Origin of the sequence: Brevibacillus sp. SYP-B805 (assembly GCF_011059135.1) — a bacterium.
Lineage (GTDB): Bacteria > Bacillota > Bacilli > Brevibacillales > Brevibacillaceae > Brevibacillus_F.
Genome location: NZ_JAALGD010000010.1, coordinates 134493 through 154971, shown reverse-complemented (window position 1 = coordinate 154971; position 20479 = coordinate 134493). Strand labels below are relative to the sequence as shown.

Sequence of the window (20479 nt, the reverse complement as noted above, 5' to 3'; positions counted from 1 at the left end):
TGCTAGATTTACCCATACTGGAGAAATAACCAATTCCCGTATAGTATGCCTTTTCCCCATGGAAACATCCTGACAAAACCAGATGAGAAAGGATATGCGGCGCAATGGAAGTGATTCGCGAAATACCGCTCATTCGTTGGCTGCGCTGGGTCAAACGATTGATCAAATGGATGGTCGTAGGCACGCTTGTCGGCTCTTTCGCGCTGCTGCTGTTAATCCTCTATCTGCGATCCCAGCCGCTGCCCCCCGCCACCATCAACCAGACCACCACCATTTTGGCGAGCAATGGCGAAGTGCTGGACACGCTGCATCACGGCGAGAACCGGATCGTGGTGCCCCTGAAGCAGATGGCGCCCTCCCTGATACAAGCTACCATCGCGATTGAGGATCGCAACTTCTTCGATCATTATGGCTTTGACCTGAAGCGCCTGGCGAAAGCCATATACATCGACCTGAAGTCGATGAGCAAGAAGCAGGGGGCAAGCACCATTTCCCAGCAGTTGGCCCGCATGCTTTATTTGAACACCGAAAAAACATGGACCCGCAAGATAAAGGAAGCGCTGCTCACCATCCAGCTGGAGCTGAATTATTCAAAAGATGAAATTCTCGAAATGTACCTGAACCAGTGCTACTACGGGCATTCGGCCTACGGCCCGCAGGCGGCGGCGCAGACCTATTTCGGCAAGGACGCAAAGGATTTGACGCTGGCGGAAAGCGCGCTCCTCGCCGGCATTCCCAATGGACCGAGCTACTATTCGCCCTATATCGATTGGGAGCGGTCCAAAAGCAGGCAAAAGCTGATTCTCACCGCCATGCAGCAGCAAGGGTTCATCTCGGCGGAGCAGGCGGAGCAGGCGTATCGGGAACCCCTGCATCTGAGGCCGAAAGAAGCGCAGAAAGGGCCGGATGTTGCCCCTTACTTCCGCGACTACATCGCCAGCCTGGTGACCAACAAATACGGCATCAGCGAAGAGATGTTTGTGCACGGCGGCTTGAAAATTTACACCACCTTGGACCCAACCATGCAGAAAAAAGCCGAAGCGGCCGTCGCCAAATATATGCCGAAAGACAACCTGGACCTGCAGACCGCCCTGATCGCCATCGATCCGACGACCGGTGAGATCAAGGCGATGGTCGGGGGACGTGACTACCAGAAAAGCCAGTACAACCGCGTGTTTGCCAAACGGCAGCCCGGCTCTTCCTTCAAGCCCATCGTCTACCTGACCGCGCTGCAGAACGGCTTTACGCCGCTGACCATGATGAAAAGCGAACCGACCGTCTTTACCTACGAGGGCGGCAAGGAGTACATTCCGCGCAACTTCGGCGAGCATTACGCCCATGATTACATCACGCTGCAGCATGCCATCGCCACCTCCGACAATATTTACGCGGTGAAGACGATTCAGCTGCTGACGCCCCAGAAGGTGGTGGAACAGGCGCATAACCTGGGAATCACGAGCGAGCAAAAGCCGGTGCTCTCCCTGGCGCTCGGCACCTCGCCGGTATCGCCCTACGAATTGACGTATGCCTACGCCGTGATCGCCAACCAAGGGGAACGGGTCAAACCGATCGCCATCACCCGGATCGAGGATCAGCAGGGCAACGTGCTGGCGGAAGAAAAGCCGGAGAAAACGAGAGTGGCCGATGCGGTCTCCACCTTCCTGCTCACCTATATGATGCAAAGCGTGTTTGAAGAGCCTGGCGCGACCGCCTATCGCGTCTCCCGCCAGCTGAACCGGCCGGTGGCAGGTAAAACGGGAACCACGGATTACGACGCGTGGCTCGCCGGCTTTACGCCCCAGCTGGCCACCACCGTCTGGCTCGGGTACGATCAGGGGCGCAAGGTGGAGGATGTGAAAGAGGCCCGGCTGGCGGCCCAGATCTGGGCGGACTTCATGGAGAGCGCCTTGAGCGACCAGCCGCCCGCCTTGTTTACCATGCCAGCGGGGATCACCTCGGTCTATATCGACCCCGCGAACGGGAAGCTGGCTACCGAGTCCTGCCCCAATCCCCAACTGTATTACTTTGCCGCCGGTACAGAGCCGAAGGAATACTGCACGGATCATCTGCCCAACAAGCATGCGGCGCCGACGCCGTTGAAGCCGCCGGAGGACCAGTCCTTCTGGCAGCAGATGGGCAACTGGTGGCGGCGCTAAAGAAACGTGGGCTGCTACGTCCACAAAAAAGGGACGGTTGATACCCGTCCCTTCAGTGTACAGCCAAAGTCCGTCGATCATGGGTAATGGTTCCCGCTCGCTCTCTTGACGACCCGCGAAGAAGCTGGACTACGTCCGCTCCGAAACGCGACGCGGGCAGGGGGCTCAACATCAGGGTGTCTCAGGGATGTGAGACTCACGCCCCCTGTGGCCCCGCGTCTTTGTTTCTCCGCTTAGTCGGTCGTCAAAGGAGCTCGCTTGGCCCCATTACTCCATGCCTCAAACAAAACTTTGTCATCAGTTTGAAGGGGACGGTTGATACCCGTCCCTTGCTTGTTTTCGCGCTTTGTTATCCACCTTTCACAATCCCTCGGAATCATTGACGCGGTCAAGCTCAGTGGAATGTTTTCCTGCGAAGTCGGGGTCTCCTCCCCCCACCGTCCCGTCGCCATCGGCAAAGAGATGATCGTTCATCACCGTGATTAAACCGGCGCTGTCCAGTTGATCCATCACCTCAAACAGACTGTCCCGTTTGCCGGCAGGGAGCTTCCGCACAAAGTTGTTGATCTCCTGCGGGGTTGCATTCAGGCGAAAGTGCACACCGCCATGGCGCGCAAAATGATCATCGCTTCTTCGACCCGCTCCCTGCGGGTCCGGTTGATTCGTTGTTTGCAACATGCCACACCCCTTTTTCCAACATGGTTACAGAGGTAGTCTGCCTCTTTTCCCCATGTTTGATTACCGGACAAAGACAAACAGGGAAAGACGACGGCATCTTTCCCTGCTTGTTGACCTAGTGAAGCATGTATGCAGTTGTCATCCCCAGTTTACCTGAGTTTGCTAATTGTCACAATTGATTTTAGTATTTGTTCACAGACCGTTCAGAATTACGCAAGCGCCTGCTTCAATTCCTCGCTGGAGTTTTCCCACATTTGTGGATTATGCTCCATCAACAGCTGCTTCAAGGCTTTCTTGGCGGTATCGTCCAGTTCGGATACCATGATGCGCCGCTTCATGGCATAATCCATCCGGTTCACATGGTCGGCCAGGATTTTGTAGCCGCGGCGCGCCTCCCGATCGATTTCCATGTAACAAGCGGTTACGCCGGCGTAGTAGGGGCCTTCCTCCTTGCGGTCAACACTGACCCATACCAGCCAATAGGGTTTTCCATTGGGCACTTCTTCTTTATTGGTCGTCCATTTGATCCCTTTTTCAACGGCGCTTTTGGCATGCAGGGCCCCCATGTCGATGTACGCCTTGTCTCCGTCGATGATAACGGAGGAGACGCTGCTCAAATCAAGCACGCCCTGGCCGAATCCGCCATGCACATTCGTTTTGCCGCTCATGATCGTGAAGCCGCTGTTTTTATTGTTGAAAATATCCATTCCCTACACCTCTCGCGCATCATTCCGATACTCTATTCTACCCTGAAACGCCGAAGATGTGCAATTTGAAGCGCACATCCGGCACATGGGACGCCTATTTCCGGGGCATGCTAGTAGGCGTGAAGGGAGGAAAACGCATGGCAGATCATCCACGGGACACGGATATCCAACAAAGCCGGCTGCGTCAGCTCAATGAGCCATACCCCTTTGCGGCTGAAGTGGTCGATCAGATCGTGGCCGAGAAAGCAGCGAGCTCGACGGTCATTTCCAACGTGCCGGAAACGCCTTCCCCCACTGCTGCAGGGCTTCAGACAACGGTGCCTTCCAATTATGAGATTCATCTCGGCCAAGGTGGCGTGGTTACCAAGAGCATGACGGACTTCGAGGTGAAGAAAGCGCCGGGGCGATTGTGATTGCTACCTCCCCCGCTCAGGATGGCGGGGGAGATTGCTTGTCATTTCGTTTCCTCGTGACCGTTAGGCTGCTCGATTTCTTTTCTTCGGACCTTATTGGCAATGACCCCCACGATCGTTACAAGCAGCATGCAATCGGCCGCCGCCCCGGCAGCTATTAACAAACGATCCTTTGGAGTAGAAAACCATCCGGTATCTCCCCCATAGAAAGCCAGGTAGAAGAAAGCGGCTACCGGGACGATTACCAGATAGGTAATCCAGAGCTTTCGTGTCGCAAAAAACGTAAAAATCGCGATCGTCAAAACAATCCACAAGATGGGGGTAAAGAAAGCGACCATCATGATAAAGATTAGTCCTCCAACCCACTCTCCCATATCGACCCTCATTTCCGTATTACTTTAGTTCCAAACGCTCTGATCCATGCAAGGTGTACTGCCGCTCAACTCCTTTTGTGGAACGCTTACCATCTGAAAAATAATGGCGGACAACGATGGGAGGTTGATCATCGCTGGCTGTTAAAGCGATGCGTGCCGCATCCCGGAACCCCGCAGACTCGTCGACGGGCATCTGAATCACGATCACATTGCCGTGGGTTTCGATCCGCATGCCGCTTTCGCTGATCTCCTCCCCGTTTGACAGATCGATAAGCCTGCCTCCTTTTTTCACGGTAATTTCCGGTATTTTTCCATCTTCTCTATAAATCATATAATAATTGTAAGGAAAATGGGAGCCGGGCGTCTCGCTGATATGGGGTTGTGCCTTTTCGATTCCCAACAGCAAGTGGGCAACCTGTTGAATCACGTAGGGATTGCGCGGCAGCTGGGCATGCTCTTCGGTTACGTAGTATTTTTTCCTGATGTCTTTTGCATCGTAATTCGCACTGTCAAAAGGAACGGTTCCATCCCCGAGCGCATTGTCATGAAAGGGGGTTAAGGTACGAAGGTATTTATAATATTTATATCCCAGAAAAGTTAACTGTCCCTGCCCGATGATGGAATATTGAGGAACATTCAATTTTTTCTTGTCCCATCTGTCGTGATTTCTTTCTGCCTGTTTGGCCAGCGGCAGATAGGGCAATTGGAACGTAGGATTTGTAAAGATGGTGTTATACGGCATCGCGTTCTCATGTATCCCATCCGTTTCGAGGAGATACGGATGCTTTTCTGTATACAGCCTGGATGGAAGCAGCTCATAGACGGCAGGTGAAAATTCGGACACTTGCCTAATCGTTTCTGGATTCAGAAGAATGATGCCAAAATTATAGCCAAATTTAATGGATTGATAGGCGCGGGGTGAACCGATAAAAGGGGTGCCCATGTAAATTACCCGTTTTGTTTTTCCCTGGTAAGACGGGTTGGAAAGCAAGGTTTCCCTCGCCAAAATTCCCCCCATGCTGTGCACGACCAGTTGAACCTGTTTTGCTTGTGAGATACGCAGGGCTTCATCGATCAGCTGCATCAGTTGCTTGGCGTTGTTCACATTGCTGAGACGCCAGTCATAGGGAAAGCCGAACAAGGTGATGCCTTTCTGGTAACCCATTTTTTGCAAATGCTCCGACATGCTGTAATATTGTTCCGACAATTCTTTCACACTATCGAAAAAATTGTAGGAAAGATACTCGATTGCGTGCAGTCCGTAATCCCCCACCTCCGGGAAAATTTTTACCCTTTTATCTCTTTGTTCAACTTCAACCCCTCCCCACACTTTAGGAGTGAGAGTGAGTACTCTCCGGTGAATCGGGATCATGTTGTCCAAAGGTATGTTCCACTCATCCAGCCATGCATTTGATACACGGCCATTCTCTACCATGCTCAGCCTGGATCCGCCGATACCCGGAATCAAGATCACCGGCATGGTGCGGATCGTCCCGTTAAGCTCGTACTGGTGATAGGTGATCACCGAACTTCTGCTGGCTGCCACCTTGACATAGTAGGTGCCGGGATCGCCATTGTACACGATGTGCTCGTCATGATTGCGGGCATTCTCCGATTTGGCCAGCACCTTCAGATTGCTATCCAGCAGGTAGAGATCCAGATCCATGCCTTCCGGAATTTTGGCCAGAGTCAAATCCAGGGTGGAAGCCAGCTCAAACTGGTACTTGTAGTAGTCAACGTCGTCCAACGCATGGATCGTGGCCTCAATCGTTTCGAAATTTTTAGCCATGGCAGCGTCGGCGGGTGTGTTGTTCGACTCGTACTCATCCGGCTTCACCACCACGCCCGGCGGCAGAAATTCAGCCCTTAGATGATAATAGTTATCGCGGTCCGCATCGTCGCCTTTTCCCTTGACCAGGATGTAAAACCAGGAGCCCCTTTCGGCAGCAAAGCCTTCGATCAGCTCGTCCATCGTACCCTGATTGACCGATTTGGCCAGCTCTCTGCCTTCTTCATCATACAGGTATAGATCGTAGTCTTGCTTGACGGGCATCTCCCCCAGCCATACCTTCAGCTGGCTCTCCTTCGTCGGCGCCTTGATTTTCCAATAGTCGAGATCACCTTCCACCCCGATTCTTCCGTATGCATCCTTGCCGGAATAAAGCCAATCTGCCTTTCCCTTCGTATCATTCGGTTCCAGTTCAAACGTATCCAGCATTCTTTGGGGAGAGAGGTTCCGCTCGCCCTTTGAGATATCCTCCGGGTTATCATCCCCATAAACCCGCTTGTAATAAGACTTCGCCCGCTTGTCCAGCGCCGATGGCCGTTCCACTTCATCGGCTGCGATTGGAATAAGCGGGAGCGGCTCTTCTTCGCGCTTCTTTTCCCAGCTGCTTTTCCGCAGCGCGATCTTGTCCCCGCTTCCATTGTCCCGATCTTCCGGCAGCGCTGCGCGGAACAGAGCGGTCTCGGCCAGTTCTCCCGCCTCAAACGCGCGCAGCTGGATCAGGGCGGAAGACGTTACTCCCTCTGCGGCAATGGAGATGCGGTCGCTGTTCCTGAATTCCACGCTTTCCGTCTCGTCACCTGCCGCGACAGCCACCTCCACTTGATCGAATTTCTCCCGCAGTTCAAACTGCAGACGGACCCGCTCCCCGTCCCTCCATGCCGCAAAGTTTTGAATAAAATCTTCCCGGGTGCGTCCTAGCGCTCCCATGGCCGGTTCACACACAAGGAGAAGCAGCAGGAGAACGCATACCAGGCATTTCATCCGTTTTCCCATCAAAAACGACCTCCTCGTCTCTTTCTCCCTTCACGGTAAAAAAAGACAGAGGAGGCCGCAAAGAAATTTAGTGCGAAGTATGGTTGCGGATGCCTTGCCGTTCCCAGGCGTTTGCAATGATCACAAACGGCAGGCGGTAATCGCTCTGGTAGTGCCCCTGCAGGCTGTTTTTGTCGGGATACGCATAGCCTTTGCTTACCCCAAAGGCAAACTGCACCCTGAAATAAACCGCATAGCTTGCGTCTTTCTTGAACCCGCGCTGCTTGTCACCCATGAGCGGCGTGTCGACGCCCATCTCCCGCAGGCCGAGCTTCGGCACAAGTTGTTGGGGCCCGTTCCACAGGATCGGGGAGGCGGCCTGCAAGGCAAGGATGGACTGAAGCAGCGTCGATCGCTGCCCCGTCTCGCTGATCCAGGCGGAGGCGGCCGCAATCTCCGGGTATCTGCCGCTGACCGGATGGCGATGCTTGGGGTCGAGCTGGATGCGGGTCAAGATCCGCTCTCCCGCGTAGAAGTGGTTGGGCTGGCTGTTCGGGTATCGATCCCGCGCATGGTATTCCGCCCATTCGGCGGTATGGGCCAGATAGCCGGTAGCGTTGGGCTCGTACACCTCAAAACGGGTTTGGGCTCCTTGGACATGAATGGTAAACGTTCCTGTCAGCGTGGCGGAGTCCGTTCCGGGCGTGCAGGTTTTTACCGGCGGTTCGGAATCGTCGGGGTCCGGGTCCTCCTCTTCACATGCCTGATAGCTGACGGTCACTTCGATCTGGTAGGGTACGGTGATATCAAAGCCTTCCGCCGTCACCACATAATCCTGAGGATGCAATGCCGTCAACCACGTTGTCGATGTAGGGGTTACCGTTCCCGTATAGAGATTGGACTGCGTCTGCAAGCTTGGCGACAATTGATAGGTCTGATTGATCCCCGGCCCGTCGACCGACAGCCCTACGGATGCCGGCCACCGTGTCATGGGATTGGTTTGCCCGTTCCATACAGGCGGATCTGCAGTCACCACAACGTTCTCGTACCTGTCATCGGCGTATTGGCTTATAAACTCCGCCTTTTTGCTTTCGATGGCGCTGGCGATCTGGCTGTCGATGGTCTGGAAGGCAGCCTGAATCCTTGCCTGGTCAATGGTAACCTCGATCCGGGCCGGTTCCCGCTCCCATACGCCGTCGTTCGGCGTATCCAAAAGACGGTTGGCGGAATCGTAAACGCGTATGAGCATCTGCCCGCCATCGACAGGGCCTCCGGGGCCGCCCCCTCCCCCTTCAGGCGGTGTTCCCCCGCCGGTGACGATGAGCGTAAAGGTGAAGGAGCAGCCGTCCAAGGACGGGAAATCGGGATCGGTAATGGTTCCATTGATCGTATACGTCCCCGGGGGAACGTCATCTATCTCGTAATACCATTCTTCAAAACCGATTGCCTGGTTGGGGAGTGGACCATTCCAGGTCACGTCATAACTAATCGCGCCCCGATCGGTTTCCAACGTGTCCGGTTTGTTGGAAGTCATCAGGACAAAGCGATCCAGCTTGGAAGCAACCGCAATCGTCTTTGCTGCCGAATGCCCCACGTTATAGGTGATCTGACCGCTTTGGGAGTCAAAGAAATGCACATACACGTCGTCACAAGACGGACCGACCGTTTTTTCAAAGACAATGTACTTGGTGCATGTGTACCCATTGATCTGCACGCTTACTTCCAGCGTGTAGGTTTGGGTGGAGTCTGCCAGTGTCCGGTTGAATGTCGGGTTGGTTGAGGTGGCGATCGTGGAGCCGCCTCGTTTCAACGTCCAGGTAATGTTGCTGGTGACGTTGGTGCCGTTATGATCCATCCACAACAAAACGTCATTATCTTTGCCGCTCGTGATCTTGATTCGATAGGGGCTTCCGGACTCGCCAGTTCCCGTTACATCCATGGGGCTGCCATTTACACGACCTTCCAACGTCAGCGCATCACAGGAGGTTTGGTTGATATAGATGGTCTTTTCGCACCACTCATCCCCTTGCTGCGTGCGAACCGTTACCACATAGCTGCTTTTGTCCGATAGGGTAAAGGAAAACTCATCATCATTGTTCATCGTAGCAATAGGAACGACGTCATTGGCTTTTCTCAGCATCCAGTTGCCTTTTTCCGGCGTATTATCGCTGTCTCTCAACGTAAATCTGATGTCATTTGAAGTCGATCCGGGAGGCAGAGACAATGTATACTCGGTTTTCTCATTATTCCTGATCATCTCTCTGAAATCGCCATTTACCCTTGCATAGATGTTCAACTCATAGCATTCTGTTACAATGATCGTGACCTTCCATGAACATCCCTTTTCGATCCACGTCTTGGTAGGCTCATAGTTAACTTCCGGATCATCGCCGTCTTGTTTGACAAAGTAGATTTCCATCGTATAGGTGCCTACCTGATCAAAAGCAAACATACCGTCTCTGGATTCTCTATTCGTTCTGACGAAATTTGCTTTTACCTCGCTACCAATTCGACCGTCATCATTTTGGCCCATGTACCGAACCGTTTTTCCGTCCGGTTTGGTCATTTTCCAATAGACCGCCGCATCCTCCGTATCACCTTCTTCGTCTTGATAAGTGGCAGTAAACGTTACTTCTTCATTCAGATTTATGGTGCGAATCACTGCACCATCGAGTGCCCTTCCGCCGTGCCCTTGGATGGTTACACTAGGACAAGAGATTTCATTAGGCAGCTGTTTGACGTAAAATTTTTTAACCCAACATTCCGTTCCATCGTCCGATTTAAACAGAAGCGTAAAGGTTGACCCATTCCTCGGAAAAGACTCCAGCAAGGCCGTCTTGGGCGAACTGCTTGGGATTTGAGTAGTCGAACCATTGATATAAAACTTCCCGTTGATGTCTGCTGAAAGACTGATGGAGTCTGTTCCGTTTTCCAAGGCAACCGCAGGGCCATTCGCGTCCGATGCATAAGGGACGTTGTAAAGCTCTCCCCGCCCTGTCGTGGTGGTCGTGCTGACATTGATGATGTAATCGCAGTTTTCTTCCACCGGTTCGCTCTCTGCTTTAAAGGTTTTCGACCAGGTACAGTAAGTCGAATTTGAAGGCGTGAAGGAAATATAGGTACTCTCACTGATGAAAATATTTGAAAACGTAGTGCCGGTTCCTTGGGGAGATTCATCAACCGATAAAGTACCAGGCTGAGGGAAGATGAGGGTGATTGTGTTTATCCCTTTTGGTAAGGGCTCTGTTCCGCTGGAATACAATGTTTTGTCGGCTTCACCAGATATTTTAAGTGTCGCAGTTAATGGAGTACAGGTTGCTGCTACTACCTCAAATGTCGTTGTGTATGGTGTAGATGCCGTACTATCCGCAGATTCCCTATTAGAACGCATGTGCCTATCATTCATTGTATAGGTTACTTCATAGGTGCCAGCTTTCTCAGGTACATAAGTGAATGTTGTGCTGTTAGCAATCGATTTGTAACCATCACCAGTGGTTTTATTGACCACTGAAATAAGTATTGGATTTATCCCTTTATCGTAAATCGAGTAATCCGTTGCCGAAGTAGTGATGGTGACTGTCTCACCTATGTTGTATTTCCTTGAAGCACGATCAACATCTACCCCGATACCACCATTTGGCATTGGATTGCCTTTTGGTCTTTGGGTAGCAACAAAGTAGTCATCTTTTTTATATCCTCCGGAAATCGGAGTTAATCCATCACCCATTGTTAAGCCTTGGCCGCCACTATGATAGGCAACTTCGGCCAGATTCACTGCTTGATAGGATTGTCCACTTTCTTTGTCAGTAATTGTTACTGCCCACACTTTATTAAATACATTGGTTTCGTTCCCATTAAGAACTTTTATCCATTGTTTCGCGTCATTTATTGTAACAAATACATATCCGGCATCAGCCTGTTCTGAAAGATTTGCAAATGCAAGTGCTTTCCCGGTTATCCCTATATCCGGGCCACTGTCCTGCTTACGATATACGTGAACTGTCGTATAAATAGCACCAAATTCTTGACCAGGAAAACTACTGATTATGACAGGGTGAGCCCCTTTTACCACCTTCTGATCATTGACATAGCCGACTGTAAGTTTATATTCATGTAAAGAACCTTCTTCTCCAGGTTTTGGATTTACCCCAGTTGCAGATGGATCGTAGTATGTACCTGTATTAACAGGATAAGCATTTACTTTTGAAGGAGGAGAAATCGGTACTGTTAAAACTGCTAACAGTATGGCTAGTACCGATTTCACAATTTTATGTTTCCACCGTTTCAAACTTTTGTAAATCTTACCAAACATTAATCAATCACCAACCTTAACTGGGCTTAAGTTTGGTAAGCTCCGATATGAATAGAACGCGAGTGTTTTTCCTTTACCTCTACGGTCATATATAAATATACCCATGACATCAATCTCAGAAAGCTTGCGTGAAAAAGAATTGCCGTCGGTTACAACTTCCGGTGCTTTAACTAATCCCTCGTTATAGTGAAAGCTTACACTGACTTCATAATCCTTTGATGGTGCTTTCGGAACCTTTCCGGTTATAACCCCATCTTTTATCTCAAGACTTCGATGAAATTCCTGGAATATGCTGTTTGATTCATTTACAGGGGTGTTTTTCCCAAAGGCGACAACCTTTTCAAGAGTTGTAATTAGTACGGTTCTTTCGTTAACTTTCCAGTCAACTTTAGACTGTAACGCCTCGCTCACAAAACGTAATGGTACATACGTTCTTGAATTTTTTATTATGGCACTCTGGTCAAAAGCAACTTTTCTACCGGAAACAATTGCTACTTTTTCTCCAATTTTTAATGAAATTGGTCGCCCGTTCTTATTGATTTCTACTGTCTGAATATCTTCCTTCCACTCTACCTTTGCCCCCAAAGCCTCACTGACAAAACGAACCGGCACCAACGTTCGGTTGGATTTTGCATCAATAAACGGCTGCGCATCCGGGAAATTTACGAGATTCCCATCCACTTTAACAGTGATCGGTTTCGTATCGGCAGCTGCGGAAACAACTCCGCTTGCACCCAATGCCATCACAGCTACCAAAAAAGATACCACCATCTTTTTCATAAGCTCACTCCTCGCTATTCCTTGGAAACATACGGTTGAATCGTATCCTGAAACTTCCGAATCAGTGTTGCCGCATCGCCATAGGTAAGAGGTGACTTGGGATCAGCGGATTTCACCCATCCTTTGACTTCATCGATCTGCACAAGCTGCTTATCCGCCTTCCGGTTGATCCCTTTCATCACAAACCTGGCCGCTTCCTCCACCGTCAAAGGCTCATCCGGCTTAATCTGGCAGGAACAATCGATCAGCCCCTCCTTCTTCGCGGTCGCATAAATCCCCGCCGCCCAGTGATTCTCTGCTCCATGGGGTACGAAAACCCCTTTCTCCTTGGCTGCGTACACCGTCATCACCATCTTCAGGAACGCCGCTTGCGTGATCGGCTCCCCGGCTTCCGCCGCAGAGGCTGCATACCCGACGGATGGGGCCCAGTCCGTGTCGCTGTGCGCGACCGTGCGCGCCGCGTAGAGGCCGCCCACTAAACAAAGCGCTCCCACCGCTCCGAGCGTGATGAACCATGTCACCCACTGTCGACGTTTATCCCCCATATATTTCTACCTCCACCAGGAAAATACTGCCTCGCAATCATATTTTTTTCATTATGACCAAACACGGAGGGACAAAAAAAACAGGCCGATCCAAACGATCAGCCTGTTGTGTCCTTATGTACCGGATACCTACGCCATCATCGCGCGCAGCTCGGCCACGAACGTGAGAGCCCTTTCAATCTCCTCTTCGGTATAACGCTGTTTGCTCTTCAGGGTAAACACCTTGTTGGTCATCTCTGCATACGGAAGGTTGTCAAAATAAAGCACTGTGGAAACCAGCTCAAGAAAACGCGAATTCTCTTCATTCAAGCGGCGGATCAACTGTTCGCCGCGGCCGAAATCCACATTGTGAAACTTGAGGAAGTCCCGCCCTTCTTCATTCAGGGTGTAGCGGTACAGCTGGATCGCGCCCTTTGTCTCCATCTGTTCATCAATCAGCCCGAGATTGCACAGCTCGTCCACCCGCAGCGTCAATTCCTCCGAATACGGTCCATACATGTGGAATTGGAACCGTTCCGCAAAATCGATCTGCATCTTCTGGGCGATGTACACCATCTTGTGCAGCTTTTTGCGGCCGGTTACTTCACCGGCAATCTCAATCAGACGGATGATCTTGGCATGATCCATCAGCATCCTTCACCACTCCTAAACGTTCACAAATCGCTTGGCGGAGACCTTCCGGCAGTGCCAGCACTTTCTCAAGCGGGAAGTACAGCTTGTAATCGAAGCGCCGCTTCCCGCTGATCGATTCGACAATCTCCGACTTTCTGGACAATTCCACGATCTCGCCCGACGGCATCAGCAGCATGATGGGAATGCGCTCCTCGTCTTCGCCGGGGCGATAGAAATCATAGGGCAGATCCGAGGTGGAGTCCACTTCCAGGTAATAGGACGGATCGATGCCCGCTTCGAGAAACAGTTTCTGCAAATCGGCGATCAGCCGAAAATCCTTCGGAGTACATTCGACGTATTTAAATAATTTCCTGTCAAGAAACCGGGACGACAAATCTTTTAAAATCGGATCCTGCTCCGCCTTCCACTGATGCAGATAGTAAAACACCACGCTTTCATCCAACGCCAGATAATCGGCAAGCGTGATCTCTTCACGCAAAAACGGCAGCAGCTGCACGGGTTCCACCCGGAAGGAATACCCGGCCTGGAACAGATCCTTGGCCCGCTGAAACACCTTGCGCAGCACAACCTCCGCGCTGCGGGTGACGGGGTGGAAATAGACCTGCCAATACATCTGGTAGCGCGACATGATGTAGTCTTCCACCGCATGCATCCCGCTGAATTTGATGACGATTCCGTCTTCATGGGGACGCATCAGCCGGAGGATTCGTTCGATATCGAAATTCCCGTAGTTCACCCCTGTATAGTAGGCATCGCGCAGCAGGTAATCCATCCGGTCCGCATCGATCTGGCTGGAGATCAGGCTGACGATCAATTTGTTTTCATAGGTTTTGGCGATCACTTCCGCCACTTTCTGCGGGAAGCCGTCTCCCATCCGCCGCAGGATCCGGTTGATCTCCGTCTCGCCGGTGATGATGGCCCGCGTCCAGTCCTCGTGGTGAAAGCGGAACACCTTTTCAAACGAGTGCGAAAAAGGGCCGTGCCCCACGTCATGCAAGAGCGCCGCGCACAGGCAGAGCAGCTTCTCTTCCCGGGAGAGCTGAATCCGCCCTTCAAACGTCTCCAGGATCCGCCTCATGATCTCATAGACGCCGAGCGAATGGTTGAACCGGCTGTGCTCTCCCCCATGGAACGTCAGATAGCTGGTTCCCAACTGCTTGATCCGGCGCAGGCGCTGAAATTCCGAAGCGTTGATCAAATCCCAGATCAGCCGCTCGCGCACATGCACATACCGATGAACCGGGTCCTTGAATACTTTTTCTTCGCTGAGTAGCTCTGGGTTATGCATCCGGATGCTCCCTTCTCCGACTCCGTTTGCTGCCATTTTCTATCAGCATTATAGCATATTCCCGCCGTTTTCCCATCACCGGCCGGCCGGGTCGTCAAGAATCCGGACGTCTGCAAATTCGGCCTGTTGATAGGTATCGCCCGCTTCCCGTTTCTCGTAGCGGTACTGGCGAATCGTGATCTCCCCCCGCTTGTTGTGAACCTTCCCCAATCGGGCCATCACCTCCCCACTGTTCGCCGCACACAGCATCATGCCCCCTGGCGTCTGCAAACTCCGGGGAATCCTGAGAGCAAACGATCGATCCGGTTCAAAGCAAAGGGTTTCCGCATTTTCCTGAGAAAACGTTCCGGTTCCTGTCGCTTCGCCTTCAAACTGGATGGTGACGACGTTGGCAGGGGTGCTGCCCGTTCTTACGATTTGGGTCACGGTCCACCCGGCGACCGCATTTCCTTCCTGGATGCTGGTTTCATCAAACAGGTTGGGGTCCACCCTGGCTTCGATGGCCGTGACTTTCGCCCGATTCCACGTTTCCGTCGGGCGGTAATCATAGGTAAACCCGTCGATGGAAAGCGCGGCAGCCCCTGTGCTCCCCGGCGGTCCGACAACCTTGCGGAAATCATCCGGATTGGTGGCGCAAAAAAACGGCACCCGATCATCCCCCAGGCTGCGGGGGATTCTGTCGGCGTATTCTGGGTCCACGTAAAAACAGATGGCGCCCCCCAGAAATTCGTGTGCTTCCCCAAAATGCTGGTACGTTGCTTTTATGGTCGCGCTGCCGGCAAATTCCACAATCCCGAAGTAGGACAGCGGCTCATTCGGGAAATGGTTCATGTCAAATCGCGTGATGGTCATCCCCGCGACCACGTCCCCCACTTTGGCGGTCCGTTCGTCGAAAAGGTGGGGATCCTTCCGATCGATCCGAATGGGCGAAGGGTACACAATCGTTTGCAGGATCACATCGTTATCCCCCAGCACTTCGGCCGCAACCAGATATTCGTCATTGAGGGGGAAAAACGGGTCCGCGATCGCCCAGCCATCGGTGCCATCCTCATCTTTTCCCAATCCCCACGAAACCTTTTCGTCTTTGGCCAGTTTGGCAACAAACCGCACCATCCTGCCTTCTACGGGTTGGGAGAGGGCGATCTTTTGGGGAAACGCATGGTAGGTGATTTTCCCGTTTTCCTCGTGGGGGGCGGGATGGAAGAGGATGGCGGGAGGAGGAAGCGTCCCTGCTGTCGGCGGAGGTACCGGAGAAACGGGAGCTGCCGCCGGTCGTTCGCATCCTGCCAAGGAAAATATCCATAGTGCCAGCATCATGAGCATACTGCGCATCTGTGACAACTCCTTTTTCCGATCGATACCCATTTGACGGCAGAAGACCACGCATCGTTACAAAAAATGGAAAAATCGAAGCACAAAAAGAGGCCCCTTGTCAATCAGGGACCTCCTGTATGCAGCCGCGCTTATCCGTTTATCCCCAGTTCGGCTTCCGGGCCATACACGTCGGGACGTTTCGCGGCTTTCTCCGCCCGCCTCTTCTCTTTGCGGACGGCCAGCACCGTATAAAACGAGGGGACGACCACCAGCGTCAGCACCGTGGAGAACAGCAAACCGAAGATGATGGTGACGGCAAGCGGCGTAAACAGCACATCACCCGAAAACGCCAGCGGCAGCAGTCCGGCCACGGCTGTCATCGACGTGAGCAGGATCGGGCGCAGTCGGGCTTCTCCGGCCTGGATGACCGCCTGCTTCAGCTCCAAGCCGGCATGGCGCGCCTCTTCGATGAACTCGATCAGCACGATTCCGTTCCGGACGACGATTCCCGACAGCGAGATAACCCCCATCATCGTCATGAAGCCAAGCGGGGTCTGGGTCACAAACAACCCAATCAGGCTGCCCGCAAAGGCGAGGTAGATCGTACTCATGACCAGCACGGGAATGCTGAGCGAGTAGAACTGCATCGCGATCAGGATGAGAATCAGGAACACCACGATCACGGAGAGTTTCCCCATGTCGATAAAGATGTCTGTCTGCTCGGACGTCTCCCCGCCCGTCTCCCAGCGGTAGCCCTCCGGCATCTGCATGCCCTCCAGGATCGGCGTGATCTCCTGCATGACCTCGGTGGGCGTGCGATCTTTCACTTCACTGGAAATCGTGACGGTTCGGGACAGATCGCGGTGCGGAATCGCCTGCAGGCTGAACGTCGTCTTGATGCGGGCCAGCTGCGCAAGCGGGATCTGTTCGCCGAGGGCATTGGTGACCGTCAAGCGCTGGAAGATGACGCTCGGATCAACCTCCCCCGCTTTATCCAGATAGAGGTTCATGTCGATCAGGTCGGTGCCGTCATCGAATTGACTGACGGTAATGCCCTCGCTGACCAGACGCAAGGTGCGCGACAGATCCGCGTAGTTCACCAGCTTCTGCTCCATCAATGCCTTGTTGACTTCCAGCTCCAGCGTATAGCGCTCGATGCCGAGATCGTCCTGGATATCGTAGACACCCGGCACCTTGGCCATGTTGTCCTTGACCTGTTCAGCCAGGCGGCGCAGCGTCTCCAGATCTTCCCCGTAAATGCGGATCACTACCGGCTTCCCTACCGGTGGGCCGGCCTCCAGCTCTTTGGGGATGATGCTCGCTTCCGGATACATTTCCTTGAACTTCTCGCGCCACGGCTCGATCATCTGGTCGATGCTCACCTTTTTCTTGTCAAAGCGGACCACCAGCTGGCCGACCGTGATGCCCGAACCCGCCCCGGTATCGCCGCCAAACATTTTCGGTGCGCTGCCGCCTGCGTAGGAAGCGACGTATTCGATCCCCGGCTGCTTCATGATCCAGTCGGAGACCCCCTTCACCACGCGGTTGGTCTCTTCAATGCTGCTGCCGACCGGAACGCGGATGTTCACCAGAAACTGCGGGCGGTCATCCGGTGGGAAAAGCTCCACGGGCGTAAAAGGAATGAGCAGATAGGCACTCGTGCCGATCAGTACCCCGACCATACCGGTCAGCAGCGGCCGTTTCAAAATCTTCGGCATCAACACGTTGGCATACCATTGGGTCAGCTGCTGAATCTGTCTGCCCAACAGACCGGCTGGCTTGCGGTACCCGTCGACCCCTCTGCGGCTACGCGCTTCATACCACTGACGGAAGATCGGAATGATCGTCAGCGACATGATCATGGACGCCAGCATCGTCAACGAGATGATCATCGGCACCGGACGGATGAACTGTCCGGCGTTGCCGTTCAGAAACATCAGGGGGCCAAAGGAGGCGATGGTCGCCAGCGTTGCCGTCAGGATGGAGATGGAGACTTCCTTCGCCCCGTTGACCGCCGCCCGGTAGGGACTTTCGCCCAGTACCGACAGCCTGCGCTCGATGTTGTCGTTCACCACCACCGCGTCATCGACAAGGATGCCCAGCACGATGATGAGCGAGACGATGGAGATCATGTTGAGCGTAATGTCAAGCGACGGCAGGAACATCAGCCCGACGGCGATGGAGATCGGGATCGCCAGCGCCACCACAAACGATGTGATCAGATTCAGCCCCAAGGTGCAGACAACCAGCACCGCGACCACGGCGATGATCATCTCGCGCGTCAGGTCGGTGAACAGCTCCGTTACCCGTTCTTCCTGGGAATAGATGGAATGTTTGTGCGCCCAGGCCGGCAGCTGCTTCTCCAACACGCCCATCATCTCGTCCACCCGCTTCTGCAGGCTCGGCACATCGCTTCCCGTCTCCGCGTTGATGCTGATCGAGACGGAGGGCTTGCCGTTGAAGTACGAATAGGATTTGATCTGTTCCGTCGCCAGCTTCACGCGGCCGATGTCTTTCAGGTAGATCGGATACCCGTCTTTGGTCCGAGAGATGATCACATTGTTCAACTCGTCCACCTGGCGTGATTCCGCCAGCTTCAGCTGGTAGGTACGATTGTCGACAGTCAGGTCGCCGAGCGGGGTGCGCTCGTTTTCGTTTTTCACCGCCATCATCACTTGCGCCCAGGACAGGTCGTACTGGTTCAGCTTCTGGGTATCCACCTCGATGCGGACCTGCTCCTCCGGCAGCCCCTCGATGGTGACGTCGGCCACATTGGGGATCGTCCGCAGCTGATCTTTCCACGATTTGAGCATGTCGCGCAGCGTGTACAGCTGCTCGCGGTCATCCGCCGTGACCGCGAAGGTCTGCACGAAGGTACGGTTCAGGTCGTCGTTGATGATCGGCTGCTTCGCCTCATCGGGAAGATCCGCTTCGGCGTCCTTCACCTTTTTGCGCAGTTCATCCCATTTCTGCTTGGGATCGACGTCGCTCTGGGTTTCCACCACGATAATGGAAACCCCCAGGCTGGAGGTGGAGGAGATGTATTTCAAGCCCTGCAGCTCATTGATCTTCTCTTCCAGCTTCTTGGTGACGGTCTGCTCCACCTTCTCCGGCGAGGCCCCGGGATAGATCGTGGTCACCGTCGCGATGTTGACGACGATGTCAGGCGATTCCTGCCTGGGCAGCTGGAAGAAGCTGAGGAAGCCGACAAGCACCACCATGGCGAAAAACAGCAGGGTGATCTTGCGTTTCCGAATGATGTACTCGATCACGGTTGGCTACCTCCTGCCACCACGATTGGGTCACCGTCAAACAGGCGGTCTCCCCCTTTGACGACCACCTGATCGCCTTCTTTGAGGCCGGAGGTGATCTCCAGCTGATTATCCTGCAGCTCGCCGACGGTTACCTCGGTTTTGACCGCTTTTCCCCCTGCATTCAGATAGACGAACGGATGATTGCTGCCTCGGCTGATCACCGCTTCCACCGGGACGAAAATGCCCTCCCTGCCCGCAATCTGCTTGCTCGCCTTGACAACCTGGCCGGCGAACCAATCATGCTGCGGATTGGGGATGCTGACTTCCACACCGATCGTTCCCGTGCTTTGGTTGGTCGCCGGATAGATTTTGGCGACCTTGCCGTCCCGTTTGCTGCCGTAGAGGGTGAGCGAGACGGTTTCCCCTTCCCTCCACGCGGAAATCTCATGGTCAGGCACCGGCAGCACCACCTTCAGGGTATCGATGTTGCCGACGCGATAGACGGGGGTTCCCACGTTGATCAGTTCTCCGACAGAGGTGAGCTTGCTGATCACCGTGCCGCTGATGGGGGCCTTCAGCTGCGTTTTGGCCAGCGACAATGCGGCCTGCTCCCTGGAAATCACCGCCTGGTCGTAGCTGGAGCGCTGCATGGCCCGATCTTCCGCGCGTGCCCCCTGCACGGTCAGGGAATACGCCTGTTCCGCAGCCACCAGATCCCTTTGGGCAAGTTCCACTTGGTCCCGGGCATTTTCAAAGGCGTCCCGGGAAATCGCCTTTTCCTGGTACAGCTTATCGTATTTTTTGAAATCTTCGGCCGCCTTTTGGTAGGCGATTTTCGCCTTGTCCAGCATGGCTTTGGCCTGAATCAGCTCCTGCTGGCGGGCGCCCTTGTTGGTTTTCGCCAGGCTGGCGCCGGTCTGTTCGACCACGGCGTTGGCCCGCTCAACCTGCAGCGCATAATCGCTGGCGTCGATCCGCGCGATCACCTCGCCCGCTTTCACAGGATCGCCCTCGTTCTTGTTCAGCTGGACGATCCGGCCGCCCACCTCGAACGAGACAAGGGCTTCCTCCGCCGGCAGCAGCGTGCCGGACAGCTCGGAGATCCGCACCGCTTTCTCCCGTTTGACGGAGGTTACCTCCACTGTTTTGGTCTCTCGGGCCTCCGCCTGGCTTGCATCCTTGCCGCTGCAGGCCGTGGTCGTCAGCAGCCCCGCGATCAGGGCCAGATAAAGCCACTTTTTCTTCATGTCACCCTTCTCTCCCA

14 protein-coding genes are annotated in these 20479 nt (G+C 53.7%); 2 read left to right on the top strand and 12 right to left on the bottom strand.

Translation table 11 applies throughout. From position 1 onward, the window contains the following. The first annotated feature begins 104 nt into the window (after positions 1-104). Positions 105-2156, top strand: coding sequence for a transglycosylase domain-containing protein (locus tag G3578_RS13690; RefSeq protein WP_165213514.1), 2052 nt, complete (start codon positions 105-107; stop codon positions 2154-2156). A 360-nt stretch (positions 2157-2516) separates the two neighbouring features. On the opposite strand, the gene G3578_RS13685 is transcribed toward G3578_RS13690, so the two are convergent. Both G3578_RS13685 and G3578_RS13680 read right to left on the bottom strand, forming a co-directional pair. After that, positions 2517-2834, bottom strand: coding sequence for a hypothetical protein (locus G3578_RS13685; RefSeq protein ID WP_241254620.1), 318 nt, complete (start codon positions 2832-2834; stop codon positions 2517-2519). 209 nt (positions 2835-3043) lie between these two features. Beyond that, positions 3044-3541, bottom strand: coding sequence for a YwhD family protein (locus G3578_RS13680; RefSeq protein ID WP_165213513.1), 498 nt, complete (start codon positions 3539-3541; stop codon positions 3044-3046). 137 nt (positions 3542-3678) lie between these two features. Here G3578_RS13680 and G3578_RS13675 point away from each other — a divergent pair, with 137 nt between their 5' ends. Next, complete coding sequence (locus tag G3578_RS13675) at positions 3679-3954, top strand: hypothetical protein (RefSeq protein WP_165213512.1); 276 nt, start codon at positions 3679-3681, stop codon at positions 3952-3954. A gap of 41 nt (positions 3955-3995) precedes the next feature. Here the strand turns inward: G3578_RS13675 and G3578_RS13670 are convergent, their stop codons facing one another. The 10 genes from G3578_RS13670 to G3578_RS13625 form a co-directional block, all read right to left on the bottom strand. Continuing rightward, positions 3996-4328: a hypothetical protein gene (locus G3578_RS13670; protein ID WP_165213511.1), complete on the bottom strand. Its 333-nt coding sequence runs from the start codon at positions 4326-4328 to the stop codon at positions 3996-3998. Between the two features lie 19 nt (positions 4329-4347). Then, a complete protein-coding gene (locus G3578_RS13665) occupies positions 4348-7110 on the bottom strand; it encodes a lipase/acyltransferase domain-containing protein (protein WP_165213510.1) in 2763 nt (920 codons plus the stop codon). A gap of 67 nt (positions 7111-7177) precedes the next feature. After that, complete coding sequence (locus G3578_RS13660) at positions 7178-11401, bottom strand: hypothetical protein (protein WP_165213509.1); 4224 nt, start codon at positions 11399-11401, stop codon at positions 7178-7180. Positions 11402-11404: 3 nt separating this feature from the next. Next, positions 11405-12181, bottom strand: a complete 777-nt coding sequence (locus tag G3578_RS13655; protein WP_165213508.1) for a copper amine oxidase N-terminal domain-containing protein — start codon at positions 12179-12181, stop codon at positions 11405-11407. Positions 12182-12195: 14 nt separating this feature from the next. Then, the gene (locus G3578_RS13650) at positions 12196-12726 is read right to left on the bottom strand and encodes a hypothetical protein (protein ID WP_165213507.1); all 531 of its coding nucleotides are present in this window, start codon (positions 12724-12726) and stop codon (positions 12196-12198) included. A gap of 129 nt (positions 12727-12855) precedes the next feature. Beyond that, a complete protein-coding gene (locus G3578_RS13645; RefSeq protein WP_165213506.1) occupies positions 12856-13359 on the bottom strand; it encodes a YwgA family protein in 504 nt (167 codons plus the stop codon). Next, positions 13322-14647: an HD domain-containing protein gene (locus G3578_RS13640; RefSeq protein WP_165213505.1), complete on the bottom strand. Its 1326-nt coding sequence runs from the start codon at positions 14645-14647 to the stop codon at positions 13322-13324. Before G3578_RS13640 ends, G3578_RS13645 begins: the two co-directional genes overlap by 38 nt. 75 nt (positions 14648-14722) lie before the next feature. Next, positions 14723-15979 (bottom strand): hypothetical protein, encoded by a 1257-nt coding sequence (locus tag G3578_RS13635; RefSeq protein WP_165213504.1) that lies wholly within the window; start codon positions 15977-15979, stop codon positions 14723-14725. Between the two features lie 131 nt (positions 15980-16110). Beyond that, positions 16111-19233, bottom strand: a complete 3123-nt coding sequence (locus G3578_RS13630) for an efflux RND transporter permease subunit (RefSeq protein WP_165213503.1) — start codon at positions 19231-19233, stop codon at positions 16111-16113. After that, entirely contained in the window at positions 19230-20462 is a 1233-nt protein-coding gene (locus G3578_RS13625; protein WP_165213502.1) for an efflux RND transporter periplasmic adaptor subunit, read from the bottom strand. Before G3578_RS13625 ends, G3578_RS13630 begins: the two co-directional genes overlap by 4 nt. Positions 20463-20479 lie beyond the last annotated feature (17 nt).

Excerpts from the sequence above, each read along its gene's own strand:
- G3578_RS13690 (WP_165213514.1), top strand. The coding sequence starts at position 105 with ATGGAAGTGATTCGCGAAATACCGCTCATTCGTTGGCTGCGCTGGGTC.
- G3578_RS13685 (WP_241254620.1), bottom strand. The coding sequence starts at position 2,834 with ATGTTGCAAACAACGAATCAACCGGACCCGCAGGGAGCGGGTCGAAGA.
- G3578_RS13680 (WP_165213513.1), bottom strand. The coding sequence starts at position 3,541 with ATGGATATTTTCAACAATAAAAACAGCGGCTTCACGATCATGAGCGGC.
- G3578_RS13675 (WP_165213512.1), top strand. The coding sequence starts at position 3,679 with ATGGCAGATCATCCACGGGACACGGATATCCAACAAAGCCGGCTGCGT.
- G3578_RS13670 (WP_165213511.1), bottom strand. The coding sequence starts at position 4,328 with ATGGGAGAGTGGGTTGGAGGACTAATCTTTATCATGATGGTCGCTTTC.
- G3578_RS13665 (WP_165213510.1), bottom strand. The coding sequence starts at position 7,110 with ATGGGAAAACGGATGAAATGCCTGGTATGCGTTCTCCTGCTGCTTCTC.
- G3578_RS13660 (WP_165213509.1), bottom strand. The coding sequence starts at position 11,401 with ATGTTTGGTAAGATTTACAAAAGTTTGAAACGGTGGAAACATAAAATT.
- G3578_RS13655 (WP_165213508.1), bottom strand. The coding sequence starts at position 12,181 with ATGAAAAAGATGGTGGTATCTTTTTTGGTAGCTGTGATGGCATTGGGT.
- G3578_RS13650 (WP_165213507.1), bottom strand. The coding sequence starts at position 12,726 with ATGGGGGATAAACGTCGACAGTGGGTGACATGGTTCATCACGCTCGGA.
- G3578_RS13645 (WP_165213506.1), bottom strand. The coding sequence starts at position 13,359 with ATGCTGATGGATCATGCCAAGATCATCCGTCTGATTGAGATTGCCGGT.
- G3578_RS13640 (WP_165213505.1), bottom strand. The coding sequence starts at position 14,647 with ATGCATAACCCAGAGCTACTCAGCGAAGAAAAAGTATTCAAGGACCCG.
- G3578_RS13635 (WP_165213504.1), bottom strand. The coding sequence starts at position 15,979 with ATGCGCAGTATGCTCATGATGCTGGCACTATGGATATTTTCCTTGGCA.
- G3578_RS13625 (WP_165213502.1), bottom strand. The coding sequence starts at position 20,462 with ATGAAGAAAAAGTGGCTTTATCTGGCCCTGATCGCGGGGCTGCTGACG.